15 protein-coding genes are annotated in these 17,152 nt (G+C 72.9%); 7 read left to right on the forward strand and 8 right to left on the reverse strand.

Annotated elements, in window-relative coordinates:
• Nucleotides 1–40: 40 nt before the first annotated feature.
• Together OG906_RS03485 and OG906_RS03490 are read right to left on the reverse strand one after the other, a co-directional pair.
• The gene (locus tag OG906_RS03485) at nucleotides 41–1,096 is read right to left on the reverse strand and encodes a hydrogenase expression protein HypE (protein WP_266953002.1); all 1,056 of its coding nucleotides are present in this window, start codon (nucleotides 1,094–1,096) and stop codon (nucleotides 41–43) included.
• Nucleotides 1,097–1,160: 64 nt separating this feature from the next.
• The gene (locus OG906_RS03490) at nucleotides 1,161–2,933 is read right to left on the reverse strand and encodes an enoyl-CoA hydratase-related protein (RefSeq protein ID WP_329439854.1); all 1,773 of its coding nucleotides are present in this window, start codon (nucleotides 2,931–2,933) and stop codon (nucleotides 1,161–1,163) included.
• Between the two features lie 264 nt (nucleotides 2,934–3,197).
• On the opposite strand from OG906_RS03490, the gene OG906_RS03495 reads away from it, so the two are divergent.
• Nucleotides 3,198–3,341 (forward strand): hypothetical protein, encoded by a 144-nt coding sequence (locus OG906_RS03495; protein ID WP_267795851.1) that lies wholly within the window; start codon nucleotides 3,198–3,200, stop codon nucleotides 3,339–3,341.
• 47 nt (nucleotides 3,342–3,388) lie between these two features.
• Here OG906_RS03495 and OG906_RS03500 read toward each other — a convergent pair whose 3' ends face one another.
• Together OG906_RS03500 and OG906_RS03505 are read right to left on the reverse strand one after the other, a co-directional pair.
• On the reverse strand, nucleotides 3,389–3,745 hold the full coding sequence (locus tag OG906_RS03500; RefSeq protein ID WP_329439857.1) for a hypothetical protein: 357 nt from the start codon (nucleotides 3,743–3,745) through the stop codon (nucleotides 3,389–3,391).
• Nucleotides 3,746–3,822: 77 nt separating this feature from the next.
• The gene (locus OG906_RS03505) at nucleotides 3,823–5,313 is read right to left on the reverse strand and encodes a glutamate synthase subunit beta (protein ID WP_329439859.1); all 1,491 of its coding nucleotides are present in this window, start codon (nucleotides 5,311–5,313) and stop codon (nucleotides 3,823–3,825) included.
• A 218-nt stretch (nucleotides 5,314–5,531) separates the two neighbouring features.
• On the opposite strand from OG906_RS03505, the gene OG906_RS03510 reads away from it, so the two are divergent.
• Genes OG906_RS03510 through OG906_RS03530 form a run of 5 tightly spaced genes read left to right on the forward strand, consistent with a single transcriptional unit; the run spans nucleotide 5,532 to nucleotide 12,794 of the window.
• Complete coding sequence (locus OG906_RS03510; protein WP_329439860.1) at nucleotides 5,532–7,016, forward strand: aldehyde dehydrogenase family protein; 1,485 nt, start codon at nucleotides 5,532–5,534, stop codon at nucleotides 7,014–7,016.
• 14 nt (nucleotides 7,017–7,030) lie between these two features.
• Nucleotides 7,031–8,596: a GMC family oxidoreductase gene (locus OG906_RS03515; RefSeq protein ID WP_329439861.1), complete on the forward strand. Its 1,566-nt coding sequence runs from the start codon at nucleotides 7,031–7,033 to the stop codon at nucleotides 8,594–8,596.
• The gene (locus tag OG906_RS03520) at nucleotides 8,593–9,702 is read left to right on the forward strand and encodes a quaternary amine ABC transporter ATP-binding protein (protein ID WP_329439862.1); all 1,110 of its coding nucleotides are present in this window, start codon (nucleotides 8,593–8,595) and stop codon (nucleotides 9,700–9,702) included. The genes OG906_RS03515 and OG906_RS03520 overlap by 4 nt, the downstream gene beginning before the upstream one ends.
• Nucleotides 9,703–9,748: 46 nt before the next feature.
• Complete coding sequence (locus OG906_RS03525; protein WP_329439864.1) at nucleotides 9,749–11,803, forward strand: ABC transporter permease subunit; 2,055 nt, start codon at nucleotides 9,749–9,751, stop codon at nucleotides 11,801–11,803.
• A gap of 1 nt (nucleotide 11,804) precedes the next feature.
• Nucleotides 11,805–12,794 (forward strand): ABC transporter substrate-binding protein, encoded by a 990-nt coding sequence (locus OG906_RS03530; protein WP_329439867.1) that lies wholly within the window; start codon nucleotides 11,805–11,807, stop codon nucleotides 12,792–12,794.
• 77 nt (nucleotides 12,795–12,871) lie between these two features.
• Here the strand turns inward: OG906_RS03530 and OG906_RS03535 are convergent, their stop codons facing one another.
• The 3 genes from OG906_RS03535 to OG906_RS03545 form a co-directional block, all read right to left on the reverse strand.
• Nucleotides 12,872–13,123 carry an EF-hand domain-containing protein gene (locus OG906_RS03535; protein ID WP_329439869.1) on the reverse strand — a complete coding sequence of 84 codons (252 nt, stop codon included), beginning with the start codon at nucleotides 13,121–13,123 and terminating at the stop codon, nucleotides 12,872–12,874.
• Between the two features lie 142 nt (nucleotides 13,124–13,265).
• Nucleotides 13,266–14,519, reverse strand: a complete 1,254-nt coding sequence (locus OG906_RS03540) for a virginiamycin B lyase family protein (protein ID WP_329439871.1) — start codon at nucleotides 14,517–14,519, stop codon at nucleotides 13,266–13,268.
• 89 nt (nucleotides 14,520–14,608) lie between these two features.
• The gene (locus tag OG906_RS03545; protein WP_329439873.1) at nucleotides 14,609–15,007 is read right to left on the reverse strand and encodes a MerR family transcriptional regulator; all 399 of its coding nucleotides are present in this window, start codon (nucleotides 15,005–15,007) and stop codon (nucleotides 14,609–14,611) included.
• A gap of 66 nt (nucleotides 15,008–15,073) precedes the next feature.
• Between OG906_RS03545 and OG906_RS03550 the strand changes: the two genes are divergently transcribed.
• Nucleotides 15,074–16,177: an alkene reductase gene (locus tag OG906_RS03550; RefSeq protein WP_329439875.1), complete on the forward strand. Its 1,104-nt coding sequence runs from the start codon at nucleotides 15,074–15,076 to the stop codon at nucleotides 16,175–16,177.
• A 164-nt stretch (nucleotides 16,178–16,341) separates the two neighbouring features.
• Here OG906_RS03550 and OG906_RS03555 read toward each other — a convergent pair whose 3' ends face one another.
• Nucleotides 16,342–16,794 carry a hypothetical protein gene (locus OG906_RS03555; RefSeq protein ID WP_267795861.1) on the reverse strand — a complete coding sequence of 151 codons (453 nt, stop codon included), beginning with the start codon at nucleotides 16,792–16,794 and terminating at the stop codon, nucleotides 16,342–16,344.
• Between the last annotated feature and the right edge of the window lie 358 nt (nucleotides 16,795–17,152).

Consider the following 17,152-nt stretch of genomic DNA (forward strand, 5'->3'; position numbering starts at 1 on the left):
TTCGGACCCGCGGCTTACGGGTGGAGTGCGCGGGGAGGTGTCACCACGGCGGCCGGTAGCCGGTGGTCAGCCGCTCCCCCGGGTTGCGCCACTTCGGTTCCTGGTCGACGGTGTGCGCCGTCACCGCGCGGAGCTTTCGGATCACCGCGCCGTAGATCCCGCTGGCGGTGGCGGACACCTTGCCGCCGGGAGGCTCGTCCATGAAGGGCATGAACTTGTCGGGGAAGCCCGGCATGGTGCAGGCGATGCAGATGCCGCCGACGTTGGGACAGCCGCCGATGCCGTTCATCCAGCCGCGCTTGGGCACGTTGCACTTGACGACCGGACCCCAACACCCGAGCTTGACAAGGCACTTCGGGGAGTCGTAGGTCTCCGCGAACTGGCCCTGCTCGTAGTAGCCGGCCCGGTCGCAGCCCTCGTGGACGGTGGCGCCGAACAGCCAGGTGGGGCGCAGCTTGTCGTCGAGCGGGATCATCGGGGCCGAGCCGGCCGCCTGGTACAGCAGGTAGGTGAGGGTCTCGGAGAAGTTGTCCGGCTGGATGGGGCAGCCCGGAACGCACACGATGGGGATCCCCGCCTTGGACTTCCAGTCCCAGCCGAGGTAGTCGGGCACGCCCATGGCGCCGGTCGGGTTGCCCTCCATCGCGTGGATGCCGCCGTAGGTGGCGCACGTGCCGATGGCGACGACGGCGAGGGCCTTGGGGGCCAGCCGGTCGAGCCACTCGCTGGTGGTGATGGGCTGGCCGGTCAGCGGATCGTCGCCGAAGCCGCACCAGTAGCCCTCGGGCTTGATCTTCTCGTTGGGGATGGATCCTTCGACGACCAGGACGAAGGGGTCGATCTCACCGCGCTCGCCCTTGAAGAACCACTCGATGAAGGTGTCGGCGCCGCCGACGGGTCCGCACTCGAAGTCGATGAGCGGCCAGTGCACGGCGATCTTCGGCAGACCGGGCAGGACGCCCATCACGATCTCTTCGATGCTGGGCTGCATCGCTGCCGTCAGGGACACCGAGTCGCCGTCGCAGCTCAGTCCCGCGTTGATCCAGAGGATGTGGATCGGGGGGTCCTCTACCGTGGTCGGCGTTGCTGCATCCATGAGGATGCCTCCTTGGGGAGGTGTGCGGGAGGTGGGGGAAGCGTCCGCGTGTGGGCCGACGCCCTCACCCTTCTTGGTAACAGGGCCCCGATCCGGGTGGGCTGTCATGCGCGGCCATTGCGGTGACGTCGCCGCGCCGGCTTGACGCCGGGTCGGCGAGGTGCGGCGGGGTCCCGGTCGCGGGTTCCTTGCGTACGAAGGCCCTGCGCAGTGCGTGGTACGGGGCTTTCGGGTCGTGGAAGGTGGCCCGCATCAGGGCCAGCTCGGCCTCCCGGTGGGCGGCGAGCGGTCTGACGGCCTCGTCGCGGTCGCGGGCCGCCTTCTTTCCCGCGATCCGGGACGCCGTGGCGGGTGAGTCCGCCAGCAGTCCCGCGAGGCGGGCCGTCTCGGCGGCGAACGCGTCGGGGGCGCAGGGCACCGTACGGTCGATCAGGCCGAGGCCTTCGGCGGCGGCGGCGCTCAGCGGCAGTGCGTCGGTGGTGAGTCGCTCCGCGACGGCGGCGCCCACGCGGCGGGGCAGGGTGTACGTCCAGTACTCGGATCCGTACAGGCCCATCAGCCGGTAGTGCGGGTTCAGGACGACGCCGGTACGGCACCAGACCTCGTCGGCGGCGAGGGCCAGCATCGCCCCTCCGGCGGCGGCGTTCCCGCCGAGGGCGGCCACGACGAGGCGGTCGGTGGTGGTCAGGACGGCCTCCACCAGATCGTCCATGGCCTGGATGTTCGCCCAGGACTCGGCGGCGGGGTCATCGGCCGCCTCGATGACGCCGAGGTGGATCCCGTTGGAGAAGAAGTCCCGGCCACCGCCGAGCACCAGGACGGACGTGGGGCGCGAGCAGGCCTCGCGGTAGGCGTGCAGCAGGCGACGGCAGTGATCGGTGGCCATGGCGCCGCCGGGGAAGGAGAACGACAGGACGCCGACCCGGCCCTCCTCCCGGTATCCGATGTCGCCCGGGGCTCCGGCGCCGTGCGACCCGTTCGGCCCGTCGCATGCGGGCGGGGCGGGCAGTTCGGGCAGGGGCGGCAGGCGATCGGCGAGGGCCAGGGTGGCGGGCAGTTTGACCGGAGCGGGTTGCCCGGGCCGGCGTCGGGCCCGGAGTTCGGGGATCCAGACGGCGCCGTCGGTCGTCGCCCGGCAGACGGCACCCTCGCGGGTGGCGAGCAGTTCGCCGGGGCGGCCGCGCAGCTCGTACTCGGGGCGGCCGCCGTGCAGGTACCAGGCGTCGCCGAGGAGTTCGTCCAGTACGCCGGGCCGGGAGTCGGCCGCGCGGAGCGTGCGCAGGACCCGCTCGGTCGGATCCGCCTCCCAGTCGATCCGGCGGTCCTCCTGGCCCAGGTAGGGCCGGGTGCGGTGCGTGGTCTGGGGCCGTGGGGAGTACGTACCGGAGGCGAAGCGTTCCACGGCGGTCAGCACCGCCCGCAGGGCGGCGTCCGCGATCTCGCCCCGGTAGAGGTCGCTCTTGGCCACCTCGGGCAGGGGGCAGTCGGCGAACGCCCAGACGTCGCCGGCGTCCATCTCGCCGGTGGCCTGGAGGACGGTGACGCCCCACCGGTCCGCCCGGTCGAGGATCGCCCGGTCCAGCGAGGACGGGCCCCGGTCCCCGACCGGTCCCGGGTGCACGATGAGGCAGGTGTGGGCCTCCCAGACCTCCCGCGGCAGGGCCGTCGTCAGCATCGGCGCGATGATCAGGTCGGGTCGGTGGCGGCGCACCGCGTCGGCGAGGGGGACGCCGGGCGCGGCCAGCTCGACGGCGACGCGGTGACCGTGGTCCCGCAGCTCCGCGTGGACGCGCTGGGTCAGACTGTTGAACGCGCTCGCCACCAGCAGGATGTGCACACCGTCTCCCCGCGACCAGCCGCCGTCGGCGGACCGTGACCGGGCATCCCCGGCCGCCTGCGATCGTCGGGCACGCCGGAGCGGATGACGCGGCACGAAGCGCCGACGTCACTCGAAAGCGGGCCGAGCGCGCCGCCACCTGGCGGCCGGCCCGCCGCCCGTCGTTCGGCGCCCCGCCAAACCCCGCCGGGATCGGCGACGAATCATCCGTGGGTACGGCGGACCGACCACGGGGCCGGGGGCCGGCCCGGGACGGTGAGGATCATGACGGACGAGGCGTTCGAGAAGCTCCTGGTCGAGGCGCGCGCGGAGGCGCGGCGGGTGTGCCTGCCGCCTGCCGAACCGACCGGGGAACCGGACTTCGCACTCAGGACGCAGCACGCCGAGTTCGGGGCGTCGGAGCACTGAACGCGTCCGCCGGCCGGCCCGTCAGCCCGTCAAGCCGGTCAAGCCCGTCAAGGGGAGACTTCGGTGTGGCCGCACACCCATGCCAGGGCGTCGTGCACGCCCTGGGTGTAGTCGCGCGGCAGGGTCGTCAGCGGGCCCGCCTCCAGTTGCACCGTGGCGGCGTCCACCTCGGCCGTCAGCAGGTCCATGTCGGGCGTGCTCTCGGCCACGGCGCCGGTGACGGGGGCCCCGTCGCCGCGTCCCAGGGCCCACTGGTAGCCGGTCAGGGCCCCGCGGGAGAGCTGGGTCCCCCCGTTCGGCCCGAAGGCGTCGGCCTCCAACGCGTCGTGGCGCTGTTCGACCTCGGCGCGGCGCCGGGTCCCGATACGGTCCGAATCGAACTGATCTGTTCGCTGCGTGGTCATACCACTACGTCTGTCCGTCGGGCAGGCATTGATGTGTATGCGTGCACACCACACATGCGTGCGCGGCCCCACCCGGCTCACGTCAGCAGCGGCCGGTCCCGCGCGCGGATCGGGGCCTGGAGGGCGGTGCCGCCCGTCAGGTAGCGGTCGACCGCGGCGGCGACGGAGCGGCCCTCCGCGATCGCCCACACCACGAGGGACTGCCCGCGCCCGGCGTCGCCCGCCACGAACACCCCGTCCGTCGGCCGGGACGGACCGGCGAGCGCCGCGAAGTCGTCGTCCCGCGCGAAGTTGCCCTGCTCGTCCCGGACGAGCCCGAGCTGCCCGCCCAGGCCGCAGGCCCGTTCGGGCCCCGAGAAGCCGAGCGCCAGCAGCACCAGCCCGGCTTCGATCAGCCGCTCGGTGCCGGGCAGGGCGCCGCGCTGCGCGGGTTCCACGGCGGTCAGGCGCAGGGCCCGTACCCGGCCGGTCGCATCGCCTTCGAAGTGCAGGGTCGCGCAGGAGAAGGCCCGGGGATCGGCGCCGTGGCGGCCGCGGGCCTCCTCGTGGGCGTGCGAGATCCGGTAGACCTTCGGGTACACGGGCCAGGGCTGGGTGTCGGGCCGGGTGGGGCCGGGCTCGGGGTTGATGTCGAGCTGGACCACCGACAGGGCGCGCTGGCGCAGGGCCGTGCCCAGGCAGTCGGAGCCGGTGTCCCCGCCCCCGACGATCACCACGTGCCGTCCCGCGGCGGTGACCTCGGGTTCCGCGATGTCGCCCTCCACGACCCTGTTCGCGCCGGTCAGGTAGTCCATGGCCTGGTGGATGCCGCGCAGCTCCCGACCCGGTACGGTCAGCTCCCTGCGCTCCATGGCGCCGACCGCGACGACGACGGCGTCGTACCGCCTGCGGAGGTCGGCCGCGTCGACCCGACCGCCGATGTCGCTGTCCGTGCGGAAGACGGTGCCCTCGGCCCGCATCTGTTCGACGCGGCGGTCCAGGTGCGACTTCTCCATCTTGAAGGCCGGGATGCCGTAGCGGAGCAGTCCGCCGATCCGGTCGGCCCGCTCGTGGACGACGACGGTGTGTCCGGCGCGGGTGAGCTGCTGGGCCGCGGCGAGGCCGGCGGGGCCGGACCCTATGACCGCGACGGTCTTGCCGCTGAGCCGGCCGGGCGGCGCCGGGACGGTGTAGGCGTGCTCCCACGCCTGGTCGGCGATGGTCTGCTCGACGTTCTTGATGGTCACCGCGTCGGCGTTGATCGTCAGGACGCAGGCGTCCTCGCAGGGGGCCGGGCAGAGCCGGCCGGTGAACTCGGGGAAGTTGTTCGTCGCGTGCAACCGGTCGGAGGCGGCCCGCCAGGCACCGTGGGCGGCGTACGCGTTCCACTCGGGGATCAGGTTCCCGAGGGGGCAGCCGGCGTGGCAGAACGGGATCCCGCAGTCCATGCACCGGTTCGCCTGCTCGGACACCAGGGGCAGCAGCGCCTGACCGGAGTGGACCTCGCGCCAGTCGCCGAGCCGCTCGTCCGCGGGGCGCGCCGGAACGGGGCTGCGGGGCGTCCTGAGGAAGCCGAACGGATCGGTCATGCGCCGCCTCCAGGATTCACGCGCGGATACGGCGGTTCGACCAGGTTACGCCGCCTTTGTCGGTGTTTCCCGGGAGCCGGAAACAGGTGCCCCCGAACGTGACACCGGTCACTTCCCGTGACGCAGGGGACATGACCTCGCCGCCCGGGGGCAGGCGGGCCCCACTGCACCATCACCGCGGGTCCGCCGCGGTGCGGAAATCGGAGGTACAGCGCGTCGTGTCGGAGCAACTGAGCATTCACACAGCCGGAAAGTGGCGGTCCGCGTCGACCGGCGCCACGAGGGAGATCCTGGATCCCGCCGACGGCACCGTGCTCGCGGTGGTCGCCGAGGGCAGCGCCGCCGATGCCGACGCGGCCGTCGGCGCCGCCCGCGCCGCCTTCGACGGCGGCGAGTGGCCTCAGACCCCGGTGGCCGAGCGCGCCGAGGTGCTGCGCCGCACGGCCGACCTGCTCCAGCGCGACCGGGAGCGGATCGCGCTCCTGGAGAGCCTGGACGCGGGCAAGACCCTCGAAGAGGGTCGCGTGGACGTGGACTGCGTCAGCGCCGCCTTCCGCTACTTCGCCGACCTCGTCATCGGCGAGGGCGGCGGCCGGGTCGTCGACGCCGGCTCCGCCGACATCCACAGCGTGGTCGTGCACGAGCCGGTCGGCGTGTGCGCACTGATCACTCCGTGGAACTATCCGCTGCTCCAGGCGAGCTGGAAGGTGGCCCCGGCGCTGGCCGCGGGCAACACCTTCGTCATCAAGCCCAGCGAGCTGACCCCGCTGAGCACGGTCGTCCTCGTCGAGCTGCTGGTGGAGGCCGGACTGCCCGCGGGCGTCGCCAACCTGGTGACCGGCGCCGGGGACCCCGTCGGCGCGCGCCTCTCGGCCCACCCCGACGTCGACCTCGTGTCGTTCACCGGCGGACTCGCCAGTGGCACGAAGGTCGCGCACGCCGCGGCCGACACCGTCAAGAAGGTCGCCCTCGAACTCGGCGGCAAGAACCCCAACGTCGTCTTCGCCGACGCCTGCGCCACCGCCGACGGCTTCGACACCGCCGTCGACCAGGCCCTGAACGCCGCCTTCATCCACAGCGGTCAGGTCTGCTCGGCCGGATCACGGCTGATCATCGAGGAATCGGTGCGGGACCGCTTCGTCACCGAACTCGCCCGTCGCGCCGAGAAGATCCGTCTCGGTCGGGGCACCGACGAGGGCGTCGAGTGCGGCCCGATGGTCTCGGCCGCGCAGCGGGAACGGACCGAGTCGTTCGTCGCCTCCGCCCTCGCCGAGGGCGCCGTGCTGCGCGCCGGCGGCGAGCGCCCCGAGGGCCCGGGCAACTTCTACCGTCCGACCGTGCTGGACCGCTGCGACCGCCGGATGCGCGTGGTGCGCGAGGAGGTCTTCGGGCCGGTCCTGACCGTGGAGACGTTCCGTACCGAGGACGAGGCCGTGGCCCTGGCCAACGACACCGAGTACGGGCTCGCCGGCGCCGTGTGGACCTCCGACCAGGGCCGCGCCCGCCGGGTGGCGGGCCGACTGCGCCACGGCACCGTCTGGATCAACGACTTCCACCCCTACCTCCCGCAGGCGGAGTGGGGCGGTTTCGGGAAGTCCGGTGTCGGGCGCGAGCTCGGACCGTCGGGTCTCGCCGAGTACCGCGAGACGAAGCACGTCTACCAGAACCTGGCGCCGCGTCCCGTGCGCTGGTTCGCGGGCTGAAAGGGAGCATCTTCATGACGACGCACACGGACCTCGGCCAGAACGTCGCCGAGGAAACCATTCAGGAGTACGACTACGTCATCGTCGGCGGCGGCACCGCCGGCTCGGTGATCGCCGCCCGGCTGACGCAGGACCCGAACGTCACGGTCGCCGTCATCGAGGGCGGGCCGAGCGACGTCGACCGTCCGGACGTCCTCACCCTGCGCCGCTGGATGGGCCTGCTCGGCGGGGAACTCGACTACGACTACCCCACCACCGAGCAGCCGCGCGGCAACTCGCACATCAGACACAGCCGCGCCCGCGTCCTCGGCGGCTGTTCCTCGCACAACACCCTGATCGCGTTCAAGCCGCTGCCGTCCGACTGGGACGAGTGGTCGGACGCGGGCGCCGAGGGCTGGCACTCCGCCGCCATGGACCCGTACTTCGACCGGCTGCTGAACAACATCGTCCCCGTCGGCGAGGCCGACCGGAACGCCATCGCCCGCGACTTCGTGGACGCGGCCGAGCACGCGCTGGGCGTCCCCCGCGTCGAGGGCTTCAACGCGAAGCCGTTCCACGAGGGCGCCGGTTTCTTCGACCTCGCCTACCACCCGGAGACCAACAAGCGTTCCTCCGCCTCGGTGGCCTACCTGCACCCGATCATGGACGTGCGGGCGAACCTGACCCTGCTGCTGGAGACCTGGGCGTACCGGCTGGAGCTGGAGGGGACCCGGGCGCGCGGGGTCCACGTACGGTCCCAGGACGGCACCCGGTCGCTGCTGCGGGCCCGCCGCGAGGTCGTGGTGTGCGCGGGCGCGGTCGACACCCCCCGCCTGCTGCTGCACTCCGGCATCGGCCCGCGCGAGGACCTGGAGGCGCTCGGCATTCCCCCGGTCCACGACCTGCCCGGTGTCGGCGAGAACCTCCTCGACCACCCGGAGTCGGTGATCGTGTGGGAGACGGACGGTCCGATCCCCGAGAACTCGGCGATGGACAGTGACGCCGGCCTGTTCGTGCGGCGCGACCCCGCGGCCGCGGGCCCGGACCTGATGTTCCACTTCTACCAGGTCCCCTTCACCGACAACCCGGAGCGCATCGGCTACGAACGCCCCGCGCACGGCGTGTCGTTGACCCCGAACATCCCGAAGCCGCGCAGCCGCGGCCGGCTGTACCTGACCAGTGCGGACCCCGAGGTGAAGCCCGCCCTGGACTTCCGGTACTTCACGGACGACGAGGACTACGACGCCCGCACGCTGGTCGACGGCATCAAGATCGCCCGCGAGATCGCGGCGACGGAGCCGCTGGCCGGATGGCTCAAGCGCGAGGTGTGCCCCGGTCCGGACATCACCGGCGACGAGGAGCTGAGCGCGTACGCCCGCTCCGTCGCCCACACCGTCTACCACCCCGCGGGCACCTGCCGCATGGGCGCGGCGGACGACCCCGGGGCCGTCGTGGGCCCGGACCTGAGGGTCCGGGGCCTGGACGGGATCCGGATCGCGGACGCGTCGGTCTTCCCGACGATGCCCGCGGTCAATCCGATGATCGGAGTGCTCATGGTCGGCGAAAAAGCCGCCGAGCTGCTGGGAGGCGCCACGCGATGAACCCGAAGACGCACACGACCGACGAGAGCTCCAACGGATCGACTCCCGACACCCGACCGCCGGTGTTCGCGGTCGACGGCCTCTGGAAGGTCTTCGGCCCCCGCGCCGCGGCCGCCAAGGTGCCCGGATCCGCCCACGCCGGCCTGTCCACCGCCGAGTTGCGCGAACGCACCGGCTGTACCGCGGCCGTCCGCGACGTCAGCTTCGACGTCCGCAAGGGCGAGGCCTTCGTCGTGATGGGCCTGTCCGGCTCCGGCAAGTCCACGCTCGTCCGCTGTCTGACCCGCCTCATCGAGCCCACCGCGGGCTCCCTCTCCATCGACGGCGAGGACGTGCTGGCCATGGACCGGGCCAGGCTGCGTGAGCTGCGCCGGCACCGCGCCGCCATGGTCTTCCAGCACTTCGGCCTGCTGCCCCACCGCTCGGTGCTGGACAACGTCGCCTACGGCCTGGAGATCCAGGGAATGGGCCGCGCCGAACGGCGCGCCAAGGCCGCCGAGATGACCGCCAAGGTCGGGCTCGAAGGCCTGGAGGAGCGCCGCCCCGGCGAGCTGTCCGGCGGCCAGCAGCAGCGCGTCGGCCTCGCCCGCGCCCTCGCCGCCGACCCCGAGGTCCTGCTGTTCGACGAACCGTTCAGCGCCCTGGACCCGCTGATCCGCCGGGAGATGCAGGAGGAGGTGGCCCGCCTGCACCACGAGGAGGGCCGCACCATGGTCTTCATCACCCACGACCTGTCCGAGGCCCTGCGCCTCGGTGACCGGATCGCCCTCATGCGCGACGGTGAGATCGTGCAGCTCGGCACGCCCGAGGAGATCGTCGGCTCCCCCGCCGACGACTACGTGCGGGACTTCGTCCGCGACGTGCCGCGCGAGCAGGTGCTCACCGTGCGCAGCGCCATGCGTCCCGCGTCCGCCGCCGAGGCCGAACAGGGCCCGGCGCTGAACCCGACCACCACCGTCGTCGACGCCATCGAGGCCGTCGCCCGCAGCGGTGGCCCCGCGCGGGTCGTCGACCAGGGCCGCTGCCTCGGCGTGGTCGACGACGCGGCGCTGCTCGCCGTCGTCGCCGGGATACCCGCCCCCCGGACCGGGGAGGTGGCCGCATGAGAACCGGCACCGTCCGCAACGTCCCCGCGCCCCGGCGGTGGTGGCGATGACCTCCACCACGACGCCCGTGCGCGAGCCCGCCTCGTCGTCCGCGCCGCGGGACACGAAGCCGCCCACCGGCGGTTCGTCCCCCTCCCCCGACGGCTCCTCGCCCCGTCGCCCCGGGTCCCGGCTCCCCTTCCGTGTCGGTCGCAGGGTCCTGCCCCTCGCCGTCGCCGCGGCCGTGGTGGTCACGCTCGGAGTCCTCTTCCCCGGCGCGGGCAGTTGGCCCGGCGCCCTTGCCGTGGACCTGTCGGGTCCCCTCGGCCGGGCCGGCGACTGGATCATCGACCACCGTGACAGCCACCCGCTGTTCCTCTACTTCTTCGGGCACGTCAGCAACGTGGTCGTGGTGTCCGTCCGCGCCGTGTACGTGGTCCTGCTCGCCGCCGGCTGGACCGGTGTCACCGCGCTGGCCGGGCTCGTCGCCTGGCGCCTCGCCGGTGTCCGGCTCGCCCTGACCTCGATGGCCGCCTTCGCGGTCTGCGGCCTGCTCGGCATGTGGATCCCCACCATGCAGACCCTGGCCCTCATGGTCGTGGCGGTCGCCGCCTCGGTCGTCGTCGGCGGGCTGCTCGGCCTGGCCGCCGGGCTGTCGCCGCGCACCGAGCGCATCCTGCGCCCCGTGCTCGACACCATGCAGATCCTGCCCGCTTTCGCGTACCTGCTGCCGATGGTGCTGGTCTTCGGCATCGGCGTGCCCGCCGCCGTGCTCGCCACCGTCGTCTACGCCGCCCCGCCCATGGCGCGCCTGACGGCGCTCGGGCTGCGCGATGCCGACGCGGGAGTCCTGGAGGCCGCCGCCTCGCTCGGCGCGACCGGCCGCCAGCGGCTGCTGACCGCGCGCCTTCCGCTGGCGCGCCGGCAGATCCTGCTCGGCATCAACCAGGCCATCATGATGGGCCTGTCCATGGCCGTGATCGCCTCCGTGATCGGTGCGGGCGGCCTCGGCGACCGGGTCTACCAGGCCCTGGCCTCCGTCGACGTCGGCGCGGCGCTCGCCGCGGGCATCCCGATCGTGCTGCTGGCCGTCGTCCTCGACCGCACGGCCGACGCGGCGGGTGCCCGGCTCGGCTCCCACCCGCCCCAGGCCGCCGAGCAGCACTTCCTGCGCCGCGTCTTCGCGGGCTGGTACGGGCGTCTGCTCTGCCTCCTCGCGGTCGTCGCGGTGGCCGTGGCCGGCCGGATGCTGGGCACCTCGCAGTGGCCCGACTCCTGGAAGGTGTCCCTCGCCGAACCCGTCAACCGGGCCGTGGCCTGGATGACCGACCACCTCTACTCCGGGGTTCCCGTCGTCGGCGGCACCGCCGACTGGGCGGCCCGCTTCACCGGGTGGCTCCTGGACCCGCTGCGCTCCGGACTCCAGGCCTCCCCGTGGTGGCTGCTCCTGCTGCTGGTCGGCGCGATCGGCGTCCTCGTCGGTACCCGGCGCACCGCGCTGACCGCCGTGCTCGCCCTGGCCGCCATCGGCGTGCTCGGGGTGTGGGAGCCCGCGCTGGACACGCTCTCGCAGGTGCTCGCCGCCGTCGCGGTGACCCTGGTGCTCGGCTTCGCGATCTCCATCGGCGCCGCCCGCAGCGCCCGCGCGGAGCGGCTGCTGCGGCCCGTGCTCGACGTGTGCCAGACGATGCCCCAGTTCGTGTACCTCATCCCGGTCGTCGCCCTCTTCGGAGTGGGCCGCGCCCCGGCGGCGGCCGCCGCCGTCGTGTACGCGCTGCCCGCCGTCGTCCGCATCACCACGCAGGGGCTGCGCGAGGTCAACCCGGCCGCGATGGAGTCCGCCCGCTCCCTCGGGGCGACCGGCTCCCAGCAGCTGCGACAGGTACAGCTTCCCCTGGCCCGGCCGGCGCTGCTGCTGGCCGTCAACCAGGCCGTGGTGCTGGTCCTCGCCGTCGTCATCATCGGCGGTCTGGTCGGCGGTGGCGCCCTCGGCTACGACGTCGTCCTGGGCCTGGCCCAGGGTGACCTGGCCACCGGACTGGTCGCGGGTGCCGCGATCGTCTGCCTGGGCCTGATGCTCGACCGTGTCACCCAGCCCGCGACGAAGACGAAGGAGGCTTGAGATGCCCGAGACGCGAACCCTTCCCGTGAGACGTACCCGCCGACGGATCGTCGCCGCGCTCGCCGCGGCGAGCACCCTGGCCGTCGTCACCGGCTGCGGAGCGGCCGACATGACCCGCCAGGCGTCCCCGTACGCGGACGCCCAGGGCGCGAAGACGGTCACGCTCTCCGTGCAGTCCTGGGTCGGCGCGCAGGCCAACACGGCCGTGGCGGGCTACCTGCTCGAACACGAGCTGGGCTACCGGGTCGACACCGTCCAGGTGGACGAGGTGCCCGCGTGGGACGCCCTCAGTCAGGGCCGGGTCGACGCGATCCTGGAGGACTGGGGTCACCCCGAGCAGCAGAAGCGGTACGTCGAGGACAAGAAGACCATCGTCAACGGCGGTGACCTCGGGGTGACCGGCCACATCGGCTGGTTCGTCCCGACCTACTTCGCGAAGCAGCACCCGGACGTCACCGACTGGAAGAACCTCGGCAAGTACACCGACCAGCTGCGCACGCCCGAGAGCCGCGGCAAGGGTCAGCTGATGGACGGCTCGCCTTCGTACGTGACGAACGACAAGGCGCTGGTGAAGAACCTGAAGCTGGACCTGGAGGTGGTCTTCGCCGGTTCCGAGGCCGCCCAGATCACCCAGATCAAGCAGTTCGCCAAGGAGAAGAAGCCCTTCCTGACGTACTGGTACAAGCCCCAGTGGCTCTTCGAGCGGGTTCCGATGACCGAGGTGAAGCTGCCCGAGTACAAGGAGGGCTGCGACGCCGACCCCGAGAAGGTGGCCTGCGCCTACCCGCACACGCCGTTGCAGAAGTACCTGAACGCGCGGTTCGCGGACGACGGCGGGAAGGCCGCCGGGTTCCTGAAGAAGTTCCACTGGACCGTGGCGGAACAGAACGAGGTCGCCCTGATGATCGCCGAGGAGAAGTTGTCGCCTCAGCAGGCGGCGAAGAAGTGGGTGGAGCGGAACGAGGACGTCTGGCGTCCCTGGGTCCGCTGACCCCTCCCGGGTTCGCGACGGCGCCCCGCCACCGGAGTTCCGGTGGCGGGGCGCCGTCGTGTCCGCGCTGCGCTCGGCTACCAGCCGAAGCGGCGGTCGGCCTCCCGCTCGAACTCCTCGAACGTCAACACCCCGTCGCCGTCGAGGTTGGCCCGGTCGAAGAGGGCCGACGAGGCGTCGACGTCGCTGACTCCCCAGGAGGGCAGGACGCCGGTGGAGGCGAGGGTGGGCCCCTTCGTCCGCAGGGCCGAGATCACCTCGACGCGCGTCAGGACGCCGTCGCTGTCGAGATCGAGTGCGTCGAAGAGCTTGCGGGCCTTCTCGCTCATGACGTCGTCCTTTCCGCAGGAGGGGGCGGGTACGGAGGTCCGGTCCGCCGGACCGACAGCCTATGACCCCCTCGGCGGGCCGTGCGGCCCGGTCTCCGGTATCCGCGTGGGCCCGGTCGACGCGGGCGGTGCGCGCGGGTGGTCAGTGCGGGTGGGCGGCCCGTACGGTGCCCGGGGCGGCGGCCGGCGCGTGGGTCGGGGATCCGTCGAACCGTGCCAGGTAGCCGTGGCGCAGCAGGTTCTCGTAGAGGTGGTCCAGTACGCCGGCAGGCCCGTTGATCGCGGCGTCGCAGCGGGCCGTGCCGCGGCTGTCGGTGACGGCCGTGCACAGCGTGCGCTCGCGCCGGGCGTCGCTGAAGACCACCGTCCGACCGGGTACGGGGGTGCCGTGGGCGGTGGTGAGGGTGCCCGACAGTCCCTTGACCGTCAGGACCTGCGGGTGGGATTCCCGCCGGGCGGTGGCGTCGGTCGTCCGCAGACGGGTCGGCGCGGGCGGGATCGCCAGGCCGGTGGGGGTGTTCAGGCCGGTGACGGGCAGGGTGCTCTGGCCGCCGCCGTTCGGGGCGAGGCGCACGACCCGGTTGTTGAAGGCGTCCGCGACGTACAGGTTTCCGCGCCAGTCGAGGGCCAGTCCCAGCGGGTCGTTGAGCCCGACGGCGGGAACCGTGCTCTGGCCGCCGCCGGCCGCCACCCGCACCACCCGGTTGTTGCCGGTGTCGGACACGTACAGGTTGCCGCCGGGGTCCAGGACGATCCCGGCCGGCTGGGAGAGACCGGTGGTGGGGACGGTGCTCTGGCCTCCGCCGGCCGCGGCCAGCTTCACGACGCGGTCGTTGACGAAGTCGGAGACGTACAGGGCGCCTTCGGCATCGAAGGCGAGGCCCCACGGGTGCAGCAGCCCACTGGTGGGAACCGTGCTCTGACCGCTGCCGTCTGCGTGCACCTTGACGACGCGGTCGTTGAAGCTGTCGGCGATGTACAGGTCGCCCGCGTCGTCCAGGGCCAGCCCGAGGGGGCGGGACAGTCCGTCGGTCGCCACCGTGGTCTGCGGCCCGCCGTCGGAGGGGATCCGTACGACCCGGTTGTTGCCGGTGTCGGAGACGTACAGGTCGCCCGCCGCGTCGGCGACCATGCCGGTGGGGCGGACCAGGTCGGTGGTGGGAACCGTGCTCTGACCGCCGCTGCCGTCGACGGGCGTCTTCACGACCCGGTTGTTGCCGTAGTCGGAGATGTACAGGGGGGTGGGGGCGGCCCCGGGGCCGGGCTCGGAGGCGGCCGCCGTGCCGACCGGGCCGAGCCCGAACGCGCACAGGGACACCAACACGAGCACGGAGCCGAGCCGCCGGCCGGCGCCCCCCGGCCTGCGCAGGGTCTCGGGAACTGCGGAACGGGGCACGGTCCACCTACCTGTCATGATCGTCCGGCCGCCGAGGCTAGACCCCGGACCGTGCCCCTTCCCCGGCACCACGCCACGGCCCGCCGGGCTTACACACGGACGGCAGGCGTACCCGCGCCCGCGCCCGCTCCCGCACCCGACGCCGCGTCGATCGCCTCGTCCAGGACCTCTCGGGTACGCAGCAGGTCGGTGATGAGCCCGTCGATGCGCTGCCGCTCGGTACGGAGCTCGGCCACCAGCTTCGGCGTCGCGTTCCCGGACGGCCCGCCGTCCGCGTCGCGCAGGCACGGGAGCAGCTCCGCGATCTTCCTGCTGTGGAGGCCGGCCGCGAAGAGCGCCTGGATGCGGATGACGCGGTCGACCGCCCAGTCCCCGTAGTCGCGATGGCCGCCGGGAGTTCGGCCGGGGGTGAGCAGCCCTTGCGTCTCGTAGTAGCGCAGCGATCTCTCGCTCACTCCGGTGGCCCCTGCCAGTTCACCGATCCGCATGTCCCATCTCCTCCATCTCCGCACGGACTTGAACCTGACACTGATGTCAACTCCTACGGTACGGCCATGACGATCACACCGGGGGAATCCCGACTCTTCGAACCCGCCCGACTGGGCGACCTGCGGCTCCCGAACCGTCTGGTGATGGCGCCGATGACACGGAACCGCGCCGGGGCCGACGGCACTCCGGGGCCCCTGATGGCCACGTACTACACCCAGCGCGCCTCGGCCGGACTGATCATCGCCGAGGCGTCCACCCCGAACGCGGTCGGGCAGACGTACCCGAACATCACGGGGATCCACAGCGACGCCCACGTCGCCGGGTGGCGGGCCGTGACCGAAGCCGTCGCGGAGGCCGGCGGACGGATGTTCCTCCAGCTCCAGCACGGCGGGCGGGTGGGCCACCCCGACAACAGCGGCCACATTCCCGTCGCGCCCTCGCCCGTGCCGCTTCCGGAGCCCATCCACACCCCGACCGGCCTCCGACCCGCGGTCACCCCCCGCGAGATGACCACCGCCGACATCCGCTCCACCGCCGCCGACTTCGCCGAGGCCGCCCGCAGGGCCGTGGCCGCCGGTTTCGCCGGAGTCGAGGTCCACGCCGCCAACGGGCATCTCCTGCACCAGTTCCTCGCCGGGAACACCAACCGGCGCACCGATGCCTACGGCGGGCCCGTCGCCCACCGCATCCGCTTCGTCCTGGAGACCGTCGAGGCGGTCGTCCGCGCGATCGGCCCCCATCGGGTCGGCATCCGCCTCGCGCCGGGCTCGATCTTCAACGGCATCGAGGAAGGAGACGAGACGGCCGACCTCTACCGCACCCTCGTCGCCGCGCTCCCACAGGACCTCGCCTACGTCCACATCGTGTTCGCCGACCCCGACGACGAGGTCTTCCGGCGCATCCGCAAGGACTGGACGGGCGTGCTGATCGCCAATCCGATCCTCGGCTGGGGCGTACCCCTGCCCGCCGACGGCGGCGCCGCGGAGGCCGAACGCCTCCTCGCGGCCGGAGCGGACCTCGTCTCGCTCGGCCGCGCCTTCATCGCCAACCCGGACCTGGTCGCGCGACTGCGCAGGGGCGCGCCCCTGAACCCGCTGCACGACCACGGCCTGATGTACGGGGGAGGCGCGTCCGGCTACACCGACTACCCCGCCCTGGCCGACGCCTGAGCGGCGAGGCGGGGCGAGGGCGGAGTCGTCCGGGCTGCTTCGTCCGGGCTGTTGGGTCTGGGCCGTTTCGTCCTGGCTGTTTCGTCCGTGTGGGGCCTGCCGGGTCCTGGCGGGTTCACGCGGGCACGCTTGTCCAGGCGGTCCCGCCGGTCGGATCCCGCCGGTCAGATCCTGCCGGTCGCTCGGGCCACGTAGAACCCGAGGACGGCGACCAGTCCGATGACGACCAGCCAGGACGCGGGGCTGGTGTGCCTGCCTCTCCGCGCGGGCCGCTGCCGTCGCTTCGAGCGCCCCGGGCGACGCTGCGCCGATCCGGCCGTCGAGGGGCCGGCCGCGGTCTCCGCGAGGAGCCGGCGGCACACCGCGGCGAGTTCCCCCGTACCGGCGGAGAGGCTGGCGACGGCCTCGCTGCGCGCGGGAGCCGTCGTACCGCCTTCGAGTATCCGACCGGCCCGCAGCAGCACCTCGTCGCGCCCGGCGCTGGGGGCCAGGCTGATCCAGCGCTGGACGTGCTCCCCCCGTATGACGACGCCGCCGGCGCGGTCCCGGTAGACGGTGTGCTCCCGCCACAGAACCTCGGCCAACTCCGTCGCGGTCTCTTTCAGTTGCCCGCTCATCCCCGCCCCCGTCACTTCACTGATCGAACAAACACGGCACATTAGCGGCAGGCGCCGACAACGCCCTCGGCGGGGTCCCCGAGCCGATCAGCCGCAAGGCCTCCGACCGCAGGCCACGGGCCTCGGTCGAGGGCATCGCGTCATGGGGCCCCCTCACCGGCGGTTCCGGCGCCGCATCCTGCCAGTCACTCCAACAGGGCGGGCGTGAAGGTCTCGTGGTGAGCCACCAGCCACTGCTGGAAGCGGTCCCCACGCTGCCAACCACCGCTCGGACAGCGCCTGGGCGTAGCCGGGTCACCGTCGGCCCTTCGGTCAGAGACGAAGGCCCGACAGCGACTGGTAGGCGAGCCACAGCCAG

It is taken from the genome of Streptomyces sp. NBC_01426 (assembly GCF_036231985.1).
Classification (GTDB): Bacteria; Actinomycetota; Actinomycetes; order Streptomycetales; family Streptomycetaceae; genus Streptomyces.

What these genes read in the sequence shown, in the direction of transcription:
- OG906_RS03485 (WP_266953002.1), bottom strand. Translation starts at nt 1,096, where the DNA reads ATGGATGCAGCAACGCCGACCACGGTAGAGGACCCCCCGATCCACATC.
- OG906_RS03495 (WP_267795851.1), top strand. Translation starts at nt 3,198, where the DNA reads ATGACGGACGAGGCGTTCGAGAAGCTCCTGGTCGAGGCGCGCGCGGAG.
- OG906_RS03500 (WP_329439857.1), bottom strand. Translation starts at nt 3,745, where the DNA reads ATGACCACGCAGCGAACAGATCAGTTCGATTCGGACCGTATCGGGACC.
- OG906_RS03505 (WP_329439859.1), bottom strand. Translation starts at nt 5,313, where the DNA reads ATGACCGATCCGTTCGGCTTCCTCAGGACGCCCCGCAGCCCCGTTCCG.
- OG906_RS03515 (WP_329439861.1), top strand. Translation starts at nt 7,031, where the DNA reads ATGACGACGCACACGGACCTCGGCCAGAACGTCGCCGAGGAAACCATT.
- OG906_RS03520 (WP_329439862.1), top strand. Translation starts at nt 8,593, where the DNA reads ATGAACCCGAAGACGCACACGACCGACGAGAGCTCCAACGGATCGACT.
- OG906_RS03525 (WP_329439864.1), top strand. Translation starts at nt 9,749, where the DNA reads ATGACCTCCACCACGACGCCCGTGCGCGAGCCCGCCTCGTCGTCCGCG.
- OG906_RS03530 (WP_329439867.1), top strand. Translation starts at nt 11,805, where the DNA reads ATGCCCGAGACGCGAACCCTTCCCGTGAGACGTACCCGCCGACGGATC.
- OG906_RS03535 (WP_329439869.1), bottom strand. Translation starts at nt 13,123, where the DNA reads ATGAGCGAGAAGGCCCGCAAGCTCTTCGACGCACTCGATCTCGACAGC.
- OG906_RS03545 (WP_329439873.1), bottom strand. Translation starts at nt 15,007, where the DNA reads ATGCGGATCGGTGAACTGGCAGGGGCCACCGGAGTGAGCGAGAGATCG.
- OG906_RS03550 (WP_329439875.1), top strand. Translation starts at nt 15,074, where the DNA reads ATGACGATCACACCGGGGGAATCCCGACTCTTCGAACCCGCCCGACTG.
- OG906_RS03555 (WP_267795861.1), bottom strand. Translation starts at nt 16,794, where the DNA reads ATGAGCGGGCAACTGAAAGAGACCGCGACGGAGTTGGCCGAGGTTCTG.